The sequence below is a fragment of the Flavobacterium sp. PL12 genome (assembly GCF_039123485.1).
In the GTDB taxonomy this organism is placed as follows: Bacteria; Bacteroidota; Bacteroidia; order Flavobacteriales; family Flavobacteriaceae; genus Flavobacterium; species Flavobacterium weaverense.
Genome location: NZ_JBANDI010000002.1, coordinates 73,076 through 86,043, shown reverse-complemented (window position 1 = coordinate 86,043; position 12,968 = coordinate 73,076). Strand labels below are relative to the sequence as shown.

21 protein-coding genes are annotated in these 12,968 nt (G+C 35.0%); 1 reads left to right on the top strand and 20 read right to left on the bottom strand.

Features of this window, described 5'->3' with window-relative positions; genetic code table 11:
• Window positions 1–11: 11 nt before the first annotated feature.
• The 20 genes from rplF to rpsL all read right to left on the bottom strand — a co-directional run bounded on the left by rplF (window position 12) and on the right by rpsL (window position 10,965).
• Entirely contained in the window at window positions 12–554 is a 543-nt protein-coding gene (gene rplF, locus RCH19_RS01595; protein ID WP_121925771.1) for a 50S ribosomal protein L6, read from the bottom strand.
• Window positions 555–572: 18 nt separating this feature from the next.
• A complete protein-coding gene (gene rpsH, locus RCH19_RS01590) occupies window positions 573–971 on the bottom strand; it encodes a 30S ribosomal protein S8 (RefSeq protein ID WP_121925770.1) in 399 nt (132 codons plus the stop codon).
• Between the two features lie 125 nt (window positions 972–1,096).
• Window positions 1,097–1,366, bottom strand: a complete 270-nt coding sequence (gene rpsN, locus RCH19_RS01585) for a 30S ribosomal protein S14 (protein WP_007136553.1) — start codon at window positions 1,364–1,366, stop codon at window positions 1,097–1,099.
• Between the two features lie 3 nt (window positions 1,367–1,369).
• Window positions 1,370–1,921 carry a 50S ribosomal protein L5 gene (gene rplE, locus RCH19_RS01580; protein ID WP_121925769.1) on the bottom strand — a complete coding sequence of 184 codons (552 nt, stop codon included), beginning with the start codon at window positions 1,919–1,921 and terminating at the stop codon, window positions 1,370–1,372.
• A gap of 2 nt (window positions 1,922–1,923) precedes the next feature.
• Entirely contained in the window at window positions 1,924–2,238 is a 315-nt protein-coding gene (gene rplX / locus RCH19_RS01575) for a 50S ribosomal protein L24 (protein ID WP_343021752.1), read from the bottom strand.
• Between the two features lie 11 nt (window positions 2,239–2,249).
• A complete protein-coding gene (gene rplN / locus RCH19_RS01570) occupies window positions 2,250–2,618 on the bottom strand; it encodes a 50S ribosomal protein L14 (protein ID WP_026717863.1) in 369 nt (122 codons plus the stop codon).
• 2 nt (window positions 2,619–2,620) lie between these two features.
• Complete coding sequence (rpsQ, locus tag RCH19_RS01565; protein ID WP_086452759.1) at window positions 2,621–2,881, bottom strand: 30S ribosomal protein S17; 261 nt, start codon at window positions 2,879–2,881, stop codon at window positions 2,621–2,623.
• Window positions 2,882–2,898: 17 nt separating this feature from the next.
• A complete protein-coding gene (rpmC, locus tag RCH19_RS01560; protein WP_121925767.1) occupies window positions 2,899–3,090 on the bottom strand; it encodes a 50S ribosomal protein L29 in 192 nt (63 codons plus the stop codon).
• A 13-nt stretch (window positions 3,091–3,103) separates the two neighbouring features.
• Window positions 3,104–3,529, bottom strand: coding sequence for a 50S ribosomal protein L16 (rplP, locus tag RCH19_RS01555; RefSeq protein ID WP_121925766.1), 426 nt, complete (start codon window positions 3,527–3,529; stop codon window positions 3,104–3,106).
• A 19-nt stretch (window positions 3,530–3,548) separates the two neighbouring features.
• On the bottom strand, window positions 3,549–4,310 hold the full coding sequence (gene rpsC / locus RCH19_RS01550) for a 30S ribosomal protein S3 (protein ID WP_039110223.1): 762 nt from the start codon (window positions 4,308–4,310) through the stop codon (window positions 3,549–3,551).
• 6 nt (window positions 4,311–4,316) lie between these two features.
• Window positions 4,317–4,727, bottom strand: a complete 411-nt coding sequence (gene rplV / locus RCH19_RS01545; protein WP_007136561.1) for a 50S ribosomal protein L22 — start codon at window positions 4,725–4,727, stop codon at window positions 4,317–4,319.
• A gap of 6 nt (window positions 4,728–4,733) precedes the next feature.
• Window positions 4,734–5,012, bottom strand: coding sequence for a 30S ribosomal protein S19 (gene rpsS, locus RCH19_RS01540; RefSeq protein WP_007136562.1), 279 nt, complete (start codon window positions 5,010–5,012; stop codon window positions 4,734–4,736).
• A 6-nt stretch (window positions 5,013–5,018) separates the two neighbouring features.
• Entirely contained in the window at window positions 5,019–5,843 is an 825-nt protein-coding gene (gene rplB / locus RCH19_RS01535) for a 50S ribosomal protein L2 (protein ID WP_104000022.1), read from the bottom strand.
• 6 nt (window positions 5,844–5,849) lie between these two features.
• A complete protein-coding gene (gene rplW, locus RCH19_RS01530) occupies window positions 5,850–6,140 on the bottom strand; it encodes a 50S ribosomal protein L23 (protein WP_066081040.1) in 291 nt (96 codons plus the stop codon).
• 6 nt (window positions 6,141–6,146) lie between these two features.
• Entirely contained in the window at window positions 6,147–6,776 is a 630-nt protein-coding gene (gene rplD, locus RCH19_RS01525; RefSeq protein ID WP_121925765.1) for a 50S ribosomal protein L4, read from the bottom strand.
• The gene (rplC, locus tag RCH19_RS01520; protein ID WP_121925764.1) at window positions 6,776–7,393 is read right to left on the bottom strand and encodes a 50S ribosomal protein L3; all 618 of its coding nucleotides are present in this window, start codon (window positions 7,391–7,393) and stop codon (window positions 6,776–6,778) included. The genes rplD and rplC overlap by 1 nt, the downstream gene beginning before the upstream one ends.
• Before the next feature lie 155 nt (window positions 7,394–7,548).
• A complete protein-coding gene (gene rpsJ, locus RCH19_RS01515) occupies window positions 7,549–7,854 on the bottom strand; it encodes a 30S ribosomal protein S10 (protein WP_011963470.1) in 306 nt (101 codons plus the stop codon).
• Window positions 7,855–7,865: 11 nt separating this feature from the next.
• On the bottom strand, window positions 7,866–10,022 hold the full coding sequence (gene fusA / locus RCH19_RS01510; protein ID WP_343021751.1) for an elongation factor G: 2,157 nt from the start codon (window positions 10,020–10,022) through the stop codon (window positions 7,866–7,868).
• Between the two features lie 11 nt (window positions 10,023–10,033).
• Window positions 10,034–10,510, bottom strand: a complete 477-nt coding sequence (gene rpsG, locus RCH19_RS01505) for a 30S ribosomal protein S7 (protein WP_035668130.1) — start codon at window positions 10,508–10,510, stop codon at window positions 10,034–10,036.
• Window positions 10,511–10,581: 71 nt separating this feature from the next.
• The gene (rpsL, locus tag RCH19_RS01500; RefSeq protein WP_022828353.1) at window positions 10,582–10,965 is read right to left on the bottom strand and encodes a 30S ribosomal protein S12; all 384 of its coding nucleotides are present in this window, start codon (window positions 10,963–10,965) and stop codon (window positions 10,582–10,584) included.
• A gap of 243 nt (window positions 10,966–11,208) precedes the next feature.
• Between rpsL and RCH19_RS01495 the strand changes: the two genes are divergently transcribed.
• Entirely contained in the window at window positions 11,209–12,915 is a 1,707-nt protein-coding gene (locus RCH19_RS01495) for a hypothetical protein (RefSeq protein WP_343021750.1), read from the top strand.
• The last annotated feature ends 53 nt before the right edge of the window (window positions 12,916–12,968 follow it).

Below are 12,968 nucleotides of genomic sequence, written 5' to 3'. Positions count from 1 at the left end.
AATCTTATTTTTTAAGCTGATTTACCTGCTTTTCTTCTTAATACTTCACCTACGAATTTAACACCTTTTCCTTTGTACGGCTCTGGCTTACGGAAACCTCTGATTTTCGCAGCCACTTGACCTAAAAGTTGTTTGTCAAATGATGTTAATTTAACGATAGGGTTCTTACCTTTTTCAGATATTGTTTCTAAAGTAACTTCAGGAGCAATTTCTAAAACTATATTGTGAGAGAATCCAAGTGCTAAATCTAATTTTTGTCCTTGGTTTGAAGCTCTATAACCAACTCCAACCAATTCTAAAGACTTAGTAAAACCTTCTGTAACACCGATAATCATATTATTGATTAAAGATCTGTACAAACCGTGCTTTGCTCTTTGGTCTTTGTGATCCGACGATCTTTCAACTTGAACTTGATCGCCTTCAACTGTAACAGTAACGTCCGAAAACTCCTGAGTTAGTTGACCATTTTTTCCTTTTACTGTAATAATACCGTTTGCAACTTCAACAGTTACACCAGCTGGTATTGTTACTGGACTTTTACCTATTCTTGACATCTTTATATAGTCTTTAAATTAGTATACGTAACAAATAACTTCACCACCTACGTTCAATTGTTTTGCTTTCTTTCCAGTCATTAACCCTTTAGAGGTAGACACGATAGCAATACCTAACCCGTTAAGGATTCTAGGAATAGATGAAGAACTTGAATATTTACGTAAACCTGGTTTACTAATTCTCTGGATATCTTTAATTACTGGCTCCTTAGTATCTTTGTCATACTTTAAAGCGATTTTGATTGAACCCTGAACAGCGTTGTCTTCAAATTTGTAACTCAAGATATAACCTTGATCAAATAAGATCTTAGTTATTTCTTTTTTTAGATTAGATGCAGGAATTTCGACAACTTTGTGGTTTGCGGCCACAGCGTTACGAACTCTTGTCAAATAATCAGCAATAGGATCTGTATACATTATGTATCAATTTGCGGTTTTGGTTTTCAATGAACTATTCACTGAACCTGAAACCAGTTTATAAATATGAATGATACAGACGTAACTAAGTTGCGTCTGTATCAGAACGTAATAAAATTACGTTTTTACCAAGATGCCTTTTTAACACCTGGAATCAATCCGTTATTTGCCATTTCACGAAATGTAACACGTGAAAGACCGAATTGACGCATATATCCTCTTGGTCTACCCGTTAATTTACAACGATTGTGTAAACGAACTGGTGAAGCATTTTTCGGTAACTTTTGCAAACCTACGAAATCTCCAGCTTCTAACAAAGCTTTTCTTTTCTCAGCATACTTAGCTACTGTTTTTTCTCTCTTAACCTCGCGGGCTTTCATTGATTCTTTAGCCATGTCTTAATTCTTTTTAAAAGGTAATCCTAATTCTGTCAATAGAGACTTTGCTTCTTTATCCGTTTTTGCTGAAGTTACAAAAGTGATATCCATTCCTGATATTTTGTTTACTTTGTCAATATCAATTTCTGGGAAAATGATTTGCTCTAAAACACCAAGATTGTAATTTCCTCTTCCGTCAAAACCAGTAGCTTTAATACCACTGAAATCTCTTACACGTGGTAAAGCTGAAGTTACAAGTCTATCTAAAAACTCATACATTCTTTCTCCACGTAGAGTAACTTTTGCTCCAATAGGCATCCCTTTTCTCAATTTGAAAGACGCAACGTCCTTCTTAGAGATAGTAGATACTGCTTTCTGTCCAGTGATCTTTGTTAACTCATCAACTGCATAGTCAATTAGTTTTTTATCAGATACAGCTGCACCAACTCCTTTACTTAAAACGATTTTCTCCAATTTAGGAACCTGCATTACGTTTACGTATCCGAATTCCTCTTTAAGAGCAGCAATTACTCTGCTCTTATATTCTTCTTTTAGTCTAGGTATATACGCCATTACTATAGTACTTGATTAGATTTTTTTGCAAATCTTACTTTCTTATCTCCTTCTACTCTAATACCAACTCTAGTTGCTTCCTTAGTTTTAGGATCAATTAAAGAGATGTTAGATATTTGTATAGAAGCTTCTTTCTTTACGATACCACCTTGAGGGCTTTTTGCACTTGGTTTCGTATGTTTAGAAACCATATTTACACCTTCAACAATCGCTTTGTTCTTGTCTTTGTACACACGTAATACTTTACCTTCAGCACCTTTATGGTCTCCAGCAATTACTCTTACGATGTCACCTGATTTTATTTTTAGCTTTATCATCTTAAAACGAATTAAAGCACTTCTGGTGCTAATGATACAATTTTCATGAATTGTTTTTCACGAAGTTCTCTTGCTACTGGACCAAAAACACGAGTTCCTCTCATTTCCCCTGCAGCGTTCAAAAGAACACATGCATTGTCATCGAAACGGATATAAGAACCATCAGCTCTTCTCACTTCTTTTTTGGTACGTACAACAACTGCAGTTGAAACAGCTCCTTTTTTAACGCTTCCGTTAGGTGCTGTATCTTTGATAGAAACTACAATTTTGTCACCAACAGAGGCATACCTTCTTTTGGTACCTCCTAAAACACGGATAGTTAAAACTTCTTTTGCTCCCGTATTATCTGCTACTTTTAATCTTGACTCTTGTTGTACCATAATTATTTAGCTCTTTCTAAGATTTCAACTAACCTCCAACATTTAGTTTTACTTAAAGGACGCGTTTCGCTAATCCTTACCGTATCTCCAACGTTGCAGTCGTTCATTTCGTCGTGTGCGTGATACTTTTTAGTTTTCAACACGAACTTACCGTATAATGGGTGTTTTACTTTACGCACTTCAGCAACAACAATAGACTTGTCCATTTTGTCTGAAGTTACAACACCAATTCTCTCTTTTCTTAAATTTCTTTTTTCTTCCATCTTTCAGCAGACTACAGTTATTGTAACTCTCTTTTAGTAAGTTCTGTAGCTAATCTAGCAACAACTCTTCTCGCACTTCTAATTTGAAGTGGGTTCTCAATTGGTGAAATAGCGTGAGCCATTTTTAGATCAGCATATGTTTTCTTAGACAAGCTAAGCTTTTCTTGCAACTGTGCTGCAGAAAGATCTTTTATTTCTGATTGTTTCATAATATAATATAGATTATGCTTCGAAATCTCTAGCAACAACGAATTTAGTTTTTACTGGAAGCTTTTGAGCTGCAAGACGTAACGCCTCTTTTGCAACTGATAAAGGAACTCCTCCAACTTCAAACATAATTCTTCCGGGTTTAACAACAGCAGCCCAATATTCAACGGCTCCTTTACCTTTACCCATACGTACCTCAAGAGGCTTCTTAGTAATTGGTTTGTCTGGAAATACTTTGATCCATAATTGTCCTTCTCTCTTCATAAAACGAGTTGCAGCAATACGCGCAGCCTCGATTTGACGTGAGGTTAAGAACATTCCATCTTCATGTACAGATTTAATACCAAACATTCCATTTGAAAGTTCATACCCTCTATGAGAGTTACCCTTCATTTTACCTTTTTGTACCTTACGGTATTTTGTTCTTTTAGGCTGTAACATTTTTCTTTAATTTAAAAATTTACTTTCTTTTACGAGCGTCTGGTTTTCCACCTTTGTTAAAAGGCTTTCTGTCTCCTCTCGGAGAATCGCCACCTTTACCTCCACCAGTACCAGATTGTTTTTTGTCCATTCCAGCAAGCGGAGAAAGATCTCTCTTTCCATAAACTTCACCTTTCATGATCCACACTTTGATTCCCATTCTACCATAAGTAGTATGAGCTTCAGCAAGCGCATAATCAATATCGGCTCTGAAAGTTGATAGAGGAATTCTTCCTTCTTTGAAACCCTCTGAACGTGCCATCTCTGCACCATTCAAACGACCAGAAATCAAAACTTTTATACCTTCAGCGTTCATACGCATAGAAGCAGCAATAGCCATTTTGATTGCACGTCTGTAAGAAATACGGCTTTCGATTTGACGACAGATGCTTGTAGCAACTAGATACGCGTCAAGTTCAGGTCTTTTTATTTCAAAGATGTTGATTTGAACCTCTTTGTCAGTAATTTTTTTAAGTTCTTCTTTCAACTTGTCTACCTCTTGTCCACCTTTTCCGATAATGATACCAGGTCTAGCAGTAGTGATAGTAACGGTTACAAGTTTCAAAGTTCTCTCAATGATTACTTTTGATACACTAGCTTTTGATAAACGAGCATGGATATACTTTCTGATTTTGTGATCTTCGGCAAGTTTATCACCATAATCATTTCCACCATACCAGTTTGAGTCCCATCCTCTGATGATACCAAGTCTATTTCCAATTGGATTTGTCTTTTGTCCCATCTTGTATTAAATTGCTTGTGTGTTATTAATAGATCCAAGCACGATTGTTACGTGGTTAGAACGTTTTCTAATTCTGTGAGCACGACCTTGTGGAGCTGGACGAAGTCTTTTCAACATCATTCCACCATCAACCGTGATCGTTTTAACAAATAAACCAGCCTCTTCCATATTAGCGTCAGGGTTTTTTGCTTGCCAGTTGGCAATAACAGATAAAACCAATTTCTCTAATTTTCTTGAAGCTTCTTTAGAACTGAATCTTAAGATGTTCAATGCTCTCTCTACCTTCTGACCTCTTACCAAGTCCGCTACTAAGCGCATTTTTCTAGGTGAAGTAGGGCAGTTATTCAATTTTGCGAAAGCAATAGACTTATTAGCCTCTTTTCTCGCATCTGCTGTTTCTCTTTTACGAACTCCCATTGCTTCTTATTTTTTACCTTTATTTTTTGCTCCAGCATGACCTCTAAAAGATCTAGTTGGTGAAAATTCTCCTAATTTGTGACCTACCATGTTTTCTGTTACGTAAACTGGTACAAATTGACGACCGTTATGAACTGCGATAGTTTGTCCAACAAAGTCTGGAGTAATCATAGAAGCTCTAGACCAAGTCTTAACCACTCCTTTATTTCCACCTGCAATGTTTTCTTGAACTTTCTTGTCTAACTTATAATGTACAAAAGGTCCTTTTTTTAATGAACGTGCCATATCTTATTATTTCTTTCTACGTTCTACGATATACTTGTTACTCGGGTTTTTCTTAGAACGAGTTCTATAACCTTTAGCTGGTATTCCATTTCTTGAACGTGGATGTCCACCAGAAGAACGTCCTTCACCACCACCCATTGGGTGATCGACAGGGTTCATTGCAACAGGTCTTGTTCTAGGTCTTCTACCTAACCATCTTGTTCTACCTGCTTTACCAGATACAACTAATTGGTGGTCTGAATTTGAAACCGCTCCAATTGTAGCCGAACAAGTTAACAAGATTAATCTTGTTTCACCAGAAGGCATTTTGATTGTAGCATATTTTCCATCTCTTGCCATTAATTGAGCAAATGTTCCAGCAGAACGAGCGATTACAGCTCCTTGTCCTGGTCTCAATTCGATACAAGAAATTACAGTTCCTAATGGAACTTTACTTAAAGGTAATGTATTACCAATTTCAGGTTGAGATTCTGGACCAGAAACTAATTTCTGACCAACTTTCAATCCGTTTTGAGCAATAACATAAGTTTTCTCACCATCAGCATAAGCTAATAATGCGATAAACGCAGTACGATTTGGATCATACTCAATTGATTTCACTGTCGCAGGAATTCCTTCTTTTGTACGTTTGAAATCAATAATACGATATCTCTGCTTGTGACCACCACCCGTATAACGCATGGTCATCTTTCCTTGACTATTTCTACCTCCAGAGTTTTTTATCGGCGCTATCAAAGAGCGTTCCGGCTTATCAGTTGTAATGGCGTCATAACCATTCACAACTCTAAATCGCTGACCTGGGGTAATAGGTTTTAATTTTCTTACTGACATTTTATCTTAGATATTGTTGTAAAAATCAATTGTTTCTCCTTCTTGTACTTGTACAATTGCTTTTTTAATAGCATTTGTCTTTCCACTGATTAAACCACTTTTAGTGTATTTAGTAGTTCTATCCGGTCTTACGTTCATCGTGTTAACACTCAAAATCGTTACTCCATAAGCAGCTTCAATAGCTTTCTTAATTTGTACTTTATTTGCTTTTTTGTCAACAACGAATCCGAAGCGGTTTAAAACTTCACTTTCTTTGGTTACTTTTTCCGTTACTATAGGCTTAATTATGATGCTCATATCCTATTATTTACTTAAATTTTCTTCAATTATCTCTAAAGAACTCTCTAAAAGAACTAAGTTATTAGCGTTAAGAATAGCATAAGTACTTAATTCTAAGCTACTTACGACGCTAGACCCTTTTAAATTGCGTGAGGACAAATATACATTTTTATTGGTATCACCCAACACAAATAGAGATTTTTTATTTTCTAACTCTAAAGCTTTCAAAACGTTGATGAAATTTTTAGTGTTTGGTGTTTCAAAATTAAAGTCTTCAAGTACAATAATATTTGACTCTTTTGCTTTAATCGAGAAAGCAGATTTTCTAGCCAAACGTTTCAAGTTTTTATTCAATTTGAATGAATAACTTCTTGGTCTTGGTCCGAAAACTGTTCCACCACCTTTAAACAATGGATTCTTTGCACTACCCGCACGGGCAGTACCAGTTCCTTTTTGTTTTTTAATCTTACGTGTACTTCCCGCTACTTCAGCTCTTTCTTTAGCTTTGTGCGTTCCTTGTCTTTGATTAGCAAGATATTGCTTTACATCAAGGTATACTGCGTGATTGTTTGGTTCTATACCAAATACTGAATCAGAAAGTTGAACTTTTCTTCCAGTATCTTTTCCGTTGAAATCTAATACTTTTGCTTCCATTACTTCTGAATGATTACATAAGAGTTGTTATGACCAGGAACACATCCTTTTATAACAAGTAGATTCTTTTCAGCAACTACTTTTAAAACTCTAAGGTTTTGAACTTTTACATTTTCTCCTCCCATTCTTCCAGCCATACGCATTCCTTTGAATACTCTAGATGGATAAGAAGAAGCTCCTACAGAACCTGGCGCTCTTAAACGGTTGTGTTGACCGTGAGTTGCTTGTCCAACACCACCAAAACCGTGACGTTTAACAACCCCTTGGAAACCTTTACCTTTAGATACACCTTGTACATCTACAAATTCTCCTTCTTCAAAAATAGAAACATCAATAAGATCTCCTAATTTTTGTTCAGTTGCAAAATCTTGGAATTCAACGACTTTTTTCTTAGCTACAGTTCCTGCTTTTTTAAAGTGACCTAAAGCCGCTTTTGTGGAATGTTTCTCGTTTTTGTCATCGAAACCAAGTTGCAACGCTTCGTACCCGTCAACACCTTTGGTTCTGACTTGGGTAACAACGCATGGTCCAGCTTCGATTACTGTACAAGGAATGTTTTTCCCGTTCTCGTCGAAAATACTAGTCATGCCGATTTTTCTACCAATTAACCCAGACATAATTATTAATTATTAATTATTAAATATAAACATAGAACGCAGCTTTTAACCGAATCCTATTTTTTTAAAGTGGTGCAAAAGTATAACTTATTTACACACAAACCAAAAAAATATTTTTCAATCAAAAGCAGCGTCCCTTTTTACTCTTAAACTACTTAAACTTTGATTTCTACTTCAACTCCACTTGGCAATTCAAGTTTCATTAATGCATCAATAGTTTTAGATGAAGATGAATAAATATCAATCAATCTCTTGTATGACATTACTTCAAATTGCTCTCTCGCTTTTTTGTTAACGTGTGGAGAACGCAATACAGTGAAAAGTTTTTTGTGAGTTGGCAAAGGAATTGGTCCTGTTACTACTGCACCTGTACTCTTAACAGTTTTTACAATCTTCTCAGCAGACTTGTCTACTAACATGTGATCGTAAGATTTTAATTTTATTCTGATTTTTTGACTCATTTTCTTAAAGATTAAGCGTTTCCTTTTGCTTTTTTGATTACTGCTTCTGAAATATTAGCAGGTGTTTCAGCGTAGTGTGAAAATTCCATCGTAGAAGTTGCTCTACCAGAAGAAAGTGTTCTTAATGTTGTAACATAACCAAACATCTCTGATAACGGAACATCCGCTTTAATAGTTTTAGCACCAGCTCTATCACCCATGTCATTTACCTGACCTCTACGACGGTTAATATCACCTACGATATCTCCCATGTTTTCTTCTGGTGTAATAACTTCCATCTTCATTATTGGCTCAAGAATAACAGCTCCAGCAGCTTTAGCTACTTCTCTGTACCCCATTCTAGCAGCTAACTCAAAAGATAGTGCATCTGAATCGACAGGGTGGAAAGATCCGTCTGTCAAAGTTACTTTCAAACTATCAACTTGGTATCCAGCTAATGGACCAGTTTTCATAGCTTCACGGAAACCTTTCTCAACAGATGGGATATATTCTTTAGGAACGTTACCACCTTTTACAGCATTTACGAACTGTAATCCAACAGCAGGCTTACCATCAACTTCATCAGCAGGCTCTAATGTAAATACGATATCACCGAATTTACCACGACCTCCAGATTGTTTCTTGTATGTCTCTCTGTGTGTAGCAGATCTTGTAAAAGCTTCTTTATATTCTACTTGAGGCTCACCTTGATTCACTTCAACTTTAAACTCACGTCTCATACGATCGATAAGTACATCTAAGTGAAGCTCACCCATACCTGATATAATAGTTTGACCTGAAGCTTCATCAGTTCTAACTGTAAACGTAGGATCTTCTTCAGCTAATTTAGCTAAAGCCATACCCATTTTATCAACATCAACCTTAGTTTTAGGTTCAATTGCAACCCCGATTACCGGTGCTGGAAATTTCATTGACTCAAGAATAATTGGGTGTTTTTCATCACACATTGTATCTCCAGTCTTGATATCTTTAAAACCAACTGCTGCTCCAATATCTCCAGCTTCGATAAAATCGATTGGATTTTGTTTGTTAGCATGCATCTGGTAGATACGAGAAATTCTTTCTTTGTTTCCTGAACGAGTGTTCAAGATATATGAACCTGCATCTAAACGTCCTGAGTAAGCACGGAAAAACGCTAAACGACCTACGAATGGGTCAGTAGCAATTTTAAAAGCTAAAGCCGCGAATGGCTCAGCTACAGATGGCTTACGCAAAATTTTAACTTGGTCTTCTTCTAATAATTCAGCATCATCAGGATGAATTCCCCAAATACCTTCTTTCTCCATTGGAGATGGTAAGTATTTACAAACTGCATCTAATAAAAACTGAACTCCTTTATTTTTAAATGAAGATCCACATAACATAGGAATAATCGCCATGTCAATAGTAGCAGCTCTTAATGCGTTGTTAATCTCTTCTTCAGTGATAGAAGTTTCATCTTCCATGTACTTATCTAAAAGATTCTCATCGTAATCAGCAACAGCTTCAATTAATGCAGAACGGTATTCTTTAACTTCGTCAATCATATCCTCAGGAATAGGTACAATATCATAAGTAGCACCGTAATTTTCATCATGCCAAATCATAGCTTGATTTTTCACTAAGTCAACTACTCCTTTGAAATCGTTCTCTTCACCAATAGGTAAAGTGATTGCAACAGCGTTAGATTTCAACATGTCTCTAACTTGCTGACAAACTCCTAAGAAATTTGAACCTTGACGGTCCATTTTATTTACAAATCCCATACGTGGAACTCTATATTGATCTGCTAGTCTCCAGTTAGTTTCTGATTGTGGCTCAACACCATCAACAGCACTAAATAAGAAAACTAAACCATCAAGTACACGTAGTGAACGATTTACTTCAACAGTAAAATCAACGTGTCCTGGAGTATCAATAATATTAAAGTGATACGGTAAAGATTCAGGTAATTTCTCACCTTGTTTTGTTGGGAAGTTCCACTCACAAGTTGTAGCAGCAGAAGTAATTGTAATACCTCTTTCTTGCTCTTGCGCCATCCAGTCCATTGTTGCAGAACCTTCGTGCGTTTCACCTATTTTGTGGTTTTTTCCTGTATAGAAAAGAATACGCTCTGTTGTTGTTGTTTTACCAGCATCAATGTGTGCAGCGATTCCAATATTTCTTGTATATCTTAAGTCTCTAGCCATTTCTCTATGAATTAAAATCTAAAGTGAGAGAAAGCTTTGTTAGCTTCTGCCATTTTGTGAGTATCCATTCTTTTCTTAACAGCAGCACCTTCTTCTTTAGCCGCAGCTAAACATTCTGAAGCTAACCTTTGAGCCATAGACTTTTCATTTCTTCTTCTTGAATAAAGTATTAACCACTTCATTGCCATAGAGATTTTTCTATCTGGTCTAATTTGCATCGGAATTTGGAATGTAGCTCCACCTACTCTACGACTACGTACTTCTACGTGAGGCATAACGTTAGTTAAAGCATCTTTCCATATTTCTAACGATGGCTTTTCAGCATCTTGTTTTTTAGACTCAATGATGTCAATAGCATCATAAAATACTTTAAACGCTGTCGATTTTTTTCCATCCCACATTAAGTTGTTCACAAAACGTGTTACCAGTTGATCATTAAATCTTGGATCTGGTAAAAGTGGTCTCTTCTTTGCCGCTCTTTTTCTCATGTCTTTTTTTTAATAAAATTACACACCTATAGACAACGATCACTCGCGTCTACAAAATGCAAAACTTTAAATTACTTTTTTGCTTCTTTTGGGCGTTTTGCTCCGTACTTAGATCTTCTTTGCGTTCTTCCTGCTACTCCTGACGTATCAAGTGCACCACGAACGATGTGATATCTAACTCCTGGTAAATCTTTTACCCTTCCACCCCTAACTAATACTATCGAGTGCTCTTGTAGATTGTGTCCTTCACCAGGGATGTAGGCATTTACTTCATTACCATTTGTCAAACGTACACGCGCTACTTTACGCATTGCAGAGTTTGGTTTTTTAGGTGTTGTAGTGTAAACACGCGTACAAACCCCTCTTCTTTGAGGACAAGAATCTAAAGCAACCGATTTACTCTTCTTAGTCATCTGAGTTCTTCCTGTTCTTACTAATTGTTGAATTGTTGGCATAATTAATACTAAAAATTTCTTATTATATTAAATTCCCGCTTTTTACGGGGTTGCAAATGTAGAAAATATTTTTTATTCCACAAACGTAAAATCATTATATTTTTTATCGACCAATAATTATTCTTTAATGCGATACCAAATAAGCTTCAACTGATTACCATTTTAAACTCTGTATATAGTACCGTTTGAAATCTATAATAAACCACAGATATTTGCATTACATTTATCAAAATTATCAATCAATTGAAAACATTACTTCTTTTAATTTTCTTCTTATTAATTCCTTTTATACCACATGCTCAAAATTTCGAACTGAAAATTATTGGAAAGAATGCTGTAGAAACAAAAGTAATTGACTCATTAGGCTACTCCAATAAGCATAAGAACACTAAATTAATAAGTGACGAACTATTACAATTATCTGAAAAGTTATCCAATTTAGGATTTATTGACAACAGTGCAACGAACGCAAAACAATTAAACGATTCCACTTTTCTAGCAGAAATTTACTTAGGTACAAAAATCAAATATGTACATATATATATAGGTACAAATAAAACAATCATAAATTCGCTTTCGTATCCACTAGTAGATGGGAAAATAAAGATTCCCTACATCAAATTAGATTCTTTTCTAAACAACACTATTCTACAATTAGAGCAGGAAGGATATTCTTTATCTAAAGTACAATTAACAAACGTTGAACGACAAGACTACACACTAAACGCTGATCTATTAGTTGAAATTGACAAAAAAAGAAATCTTAATGCCATAATCGTAAAATATGCAGAAAGCAATCGTTCTGATTTTTTTCCAAAAGGACATTTAAAACAAATTAATAATAAGTATCGCAAAAGCATCTTCAATCAGAAAACCGTAGAAAACATTAATTCAGATTTTAACAAATTTAGCTTTGTTAGTCAACTTAAGTATCCTCAAATATTATTTACTAGTGATACTACCGCTGTTTATGTTTACCTCGAAAAAAAGAATTCAAACACATTTGATGGGTTTCTCGGTTTTTCAAATAATGACGGCAAGAAGATCTCGCTAACGGGATACGTTGATCTTACTCTTGAAAATATTTTAAAATCAGGTGAACAAATAGCAATTAACTGGAAAAGCGATGGAAACGACCAAAAAACATTTAAAGGAAATATTGAACTTCCATACTTATTTAAAACTCCGATAGGAATCAAAGCCGAAATAAATATTTTTAGACAAGATTCTACTTTTCAAACTACTAAAACATCTGTTGACTTAAATTACTATTTAAATTATAACTCTCGCTTTTACTTAGGATATCAAACTAGCACTTCGAGTGATATTCAAAATTTAACCGGAACTGGAATAAGTGATTTCAATAATTCTTTTTTAACTGCAAAATTCGAATATCTTAAAACTGAAATATCAAATTCTTTATTCCCTACAAAAACAAAACTAAAAAGCTCTTTAGGAATTGGTCAAAGAGAATTGAGCACGGAATTCGAAAACAGAAAAAACCCACAAATAATATTAAATATCGATTTTAGTCATAATTTTTATTTAAATAAAAATAATTCTATTTATTTAAATAGTCAAAATAATTATTTGAGCAGTAATGCCTATTTAATCAATGAATTGTTTCGTTTTGGGGGTATGAATAGCATAAGAGGATTTTCGGAAAATAGCTTACAAGCATACTTCTTGACCGCATTACTCACCGAATACAGATATACACTATCAACAAACCTATACATTCATAGCATATTGGATTACAGCATTTTAAAAAATAAATTAACAAACGAAAATATTACAATTACGGAAAATCTTTTTGGTATCGGAATAGGATTAGGATTACAAACCAAAAACGGTCTGTTTAAATTTGCTGCAGCCAGTGGAAAGGATGATAAACAGGAATTTGATATTTCCAACACTATTATCCATGTAAGTTACAATGTTAAATTTTAATTTAGACGTAAAATTTGCAAAATATATATTAGGAATGTTAACAAATTATTATG

Coding starts and splice junctions, on each gene's coding strand:
- rplF (WP_121925771.1), bottom strand. CDS start 554: ATGTCAAGAATAGGTAAAAGTCCAGTAACAATACCAGCTGGTGTAACT.
- rpsH (WP_121925770.1), bottom strand. CDS start 971: ATGTATACAGATCCTATTGCTGATTATTTGACAAGAGTTCGTAACGCT.
- rpsN (WP_007136553.1), bottom strand. CDS start 1,366: ATGGCTAAAGAATCAATGAAAGCCCGCGAGGTTAAGAGAGAAAAAACA.
- rplE (WP_121925769.1), bottom strand. CDS start 1,921: ATGGCGTATATACCTAGACTAAAAGAAGAATATAAGAGCAGAGTAATT.
- rplX (WP_343021752.1), bottom strand. CDS start 2,238: ATGATAAAGCTAAAAATAAAATCAGGTGACATCGTAAGAGTAATTGCT.
- rplN (WP_026717863.1), bottom strand. CDS start 2,618: ATGGTACAACAAGAGTCAAGATTAAAAGTAGCAGATAATACGGGAGCA.
- rpsQ (WP_086452759.1), bottom strand. CDS start 2,881: ATGGAAGAAAAAAGAAATTTAAGAAAAGAGAGAATTGGTGTTGTAACT.
- rpmC (WP_121925767.1), bottom strand. CDS start 3,090: ATGAAACAATCAGAAATAAAAGATCTTTCTGCAGCACAGTTGCAAGAA.
- rplP (WP_121925766.1), bottom strand. CDS start 3,529: ATGTTACAGCCTAAAAGAACAAAATACCGTAAGGTACAAAAAGGTAAA.
- rpsC (WP_039110223.1), bottom strand. CDS start 4,310: ATGGGACAAAAGACAAATCCAATTGGAAATAGACTTGGTATCATCAGA.
- rplV (WP_007136561.1), bottom strand. CDS start 4,727: ATGGGAGTTCGTAAAAGAGAAACAGCAGATGCGAGAAAAGAGGCTAAT.
- rpsS (WP_007136562.1), bottom strand. CDS start 5,012: ATGGCACGTTCATTAAAAAAAGGACCTTTTGTACATTATAAGTTAGAC.
- rplB (WP_104000022.1), bottom strand. CDS start 5,843: ATGTCAGTAAGAAAATTAAAACCTATTACCCCAGGTCAGCGATTTAGA.
- rplW (WP_066081040.1), bottom strand. CDS start 6,140: ATGAGCATCATAATTAAGCCTATAGTAACGGAAAAAGTAACCAAAGAA.
- rplD (WP_121925765.1), bottom strand. CDS start 6,776: ATGGAAGCAAAAGTATTAGATTTCAACGGAAAAGATACTGGAAGAAAA.
- rplC (WP_121925764.1), bottom strand. CDS start 7,393: ATGTCTGGGTTAATTGGTAGAAAAATCGGCATGACTAGTATTTTCGAC.
- rpsJ (WP_011963470.1), bottom strand. CDS start 7,854: ATGAGTCAAAAAATCAGAATAAAATTAAAATCTTACGATCACATGTTA.
- fusA (WP_343021751.1), bottom strand. CDS start 10,022: ATGGCTAGAGACTTAAGATATACAAGAAATATTGGAATCGCTGCACAC.
- rpsG (WP_035668130.1), bottom strand. CDS start 10,510: ATGAGAAAAAGAGCGGCAAAGAAGAGACCACTTTTACCAGATCCAAGA.
- rpsL (WP_022828353.1), bottom strand. CDS start 10,965: ATGCCAACAATTCAACAATTAGTAAGAACAGGAAGAACTCAGATGACT.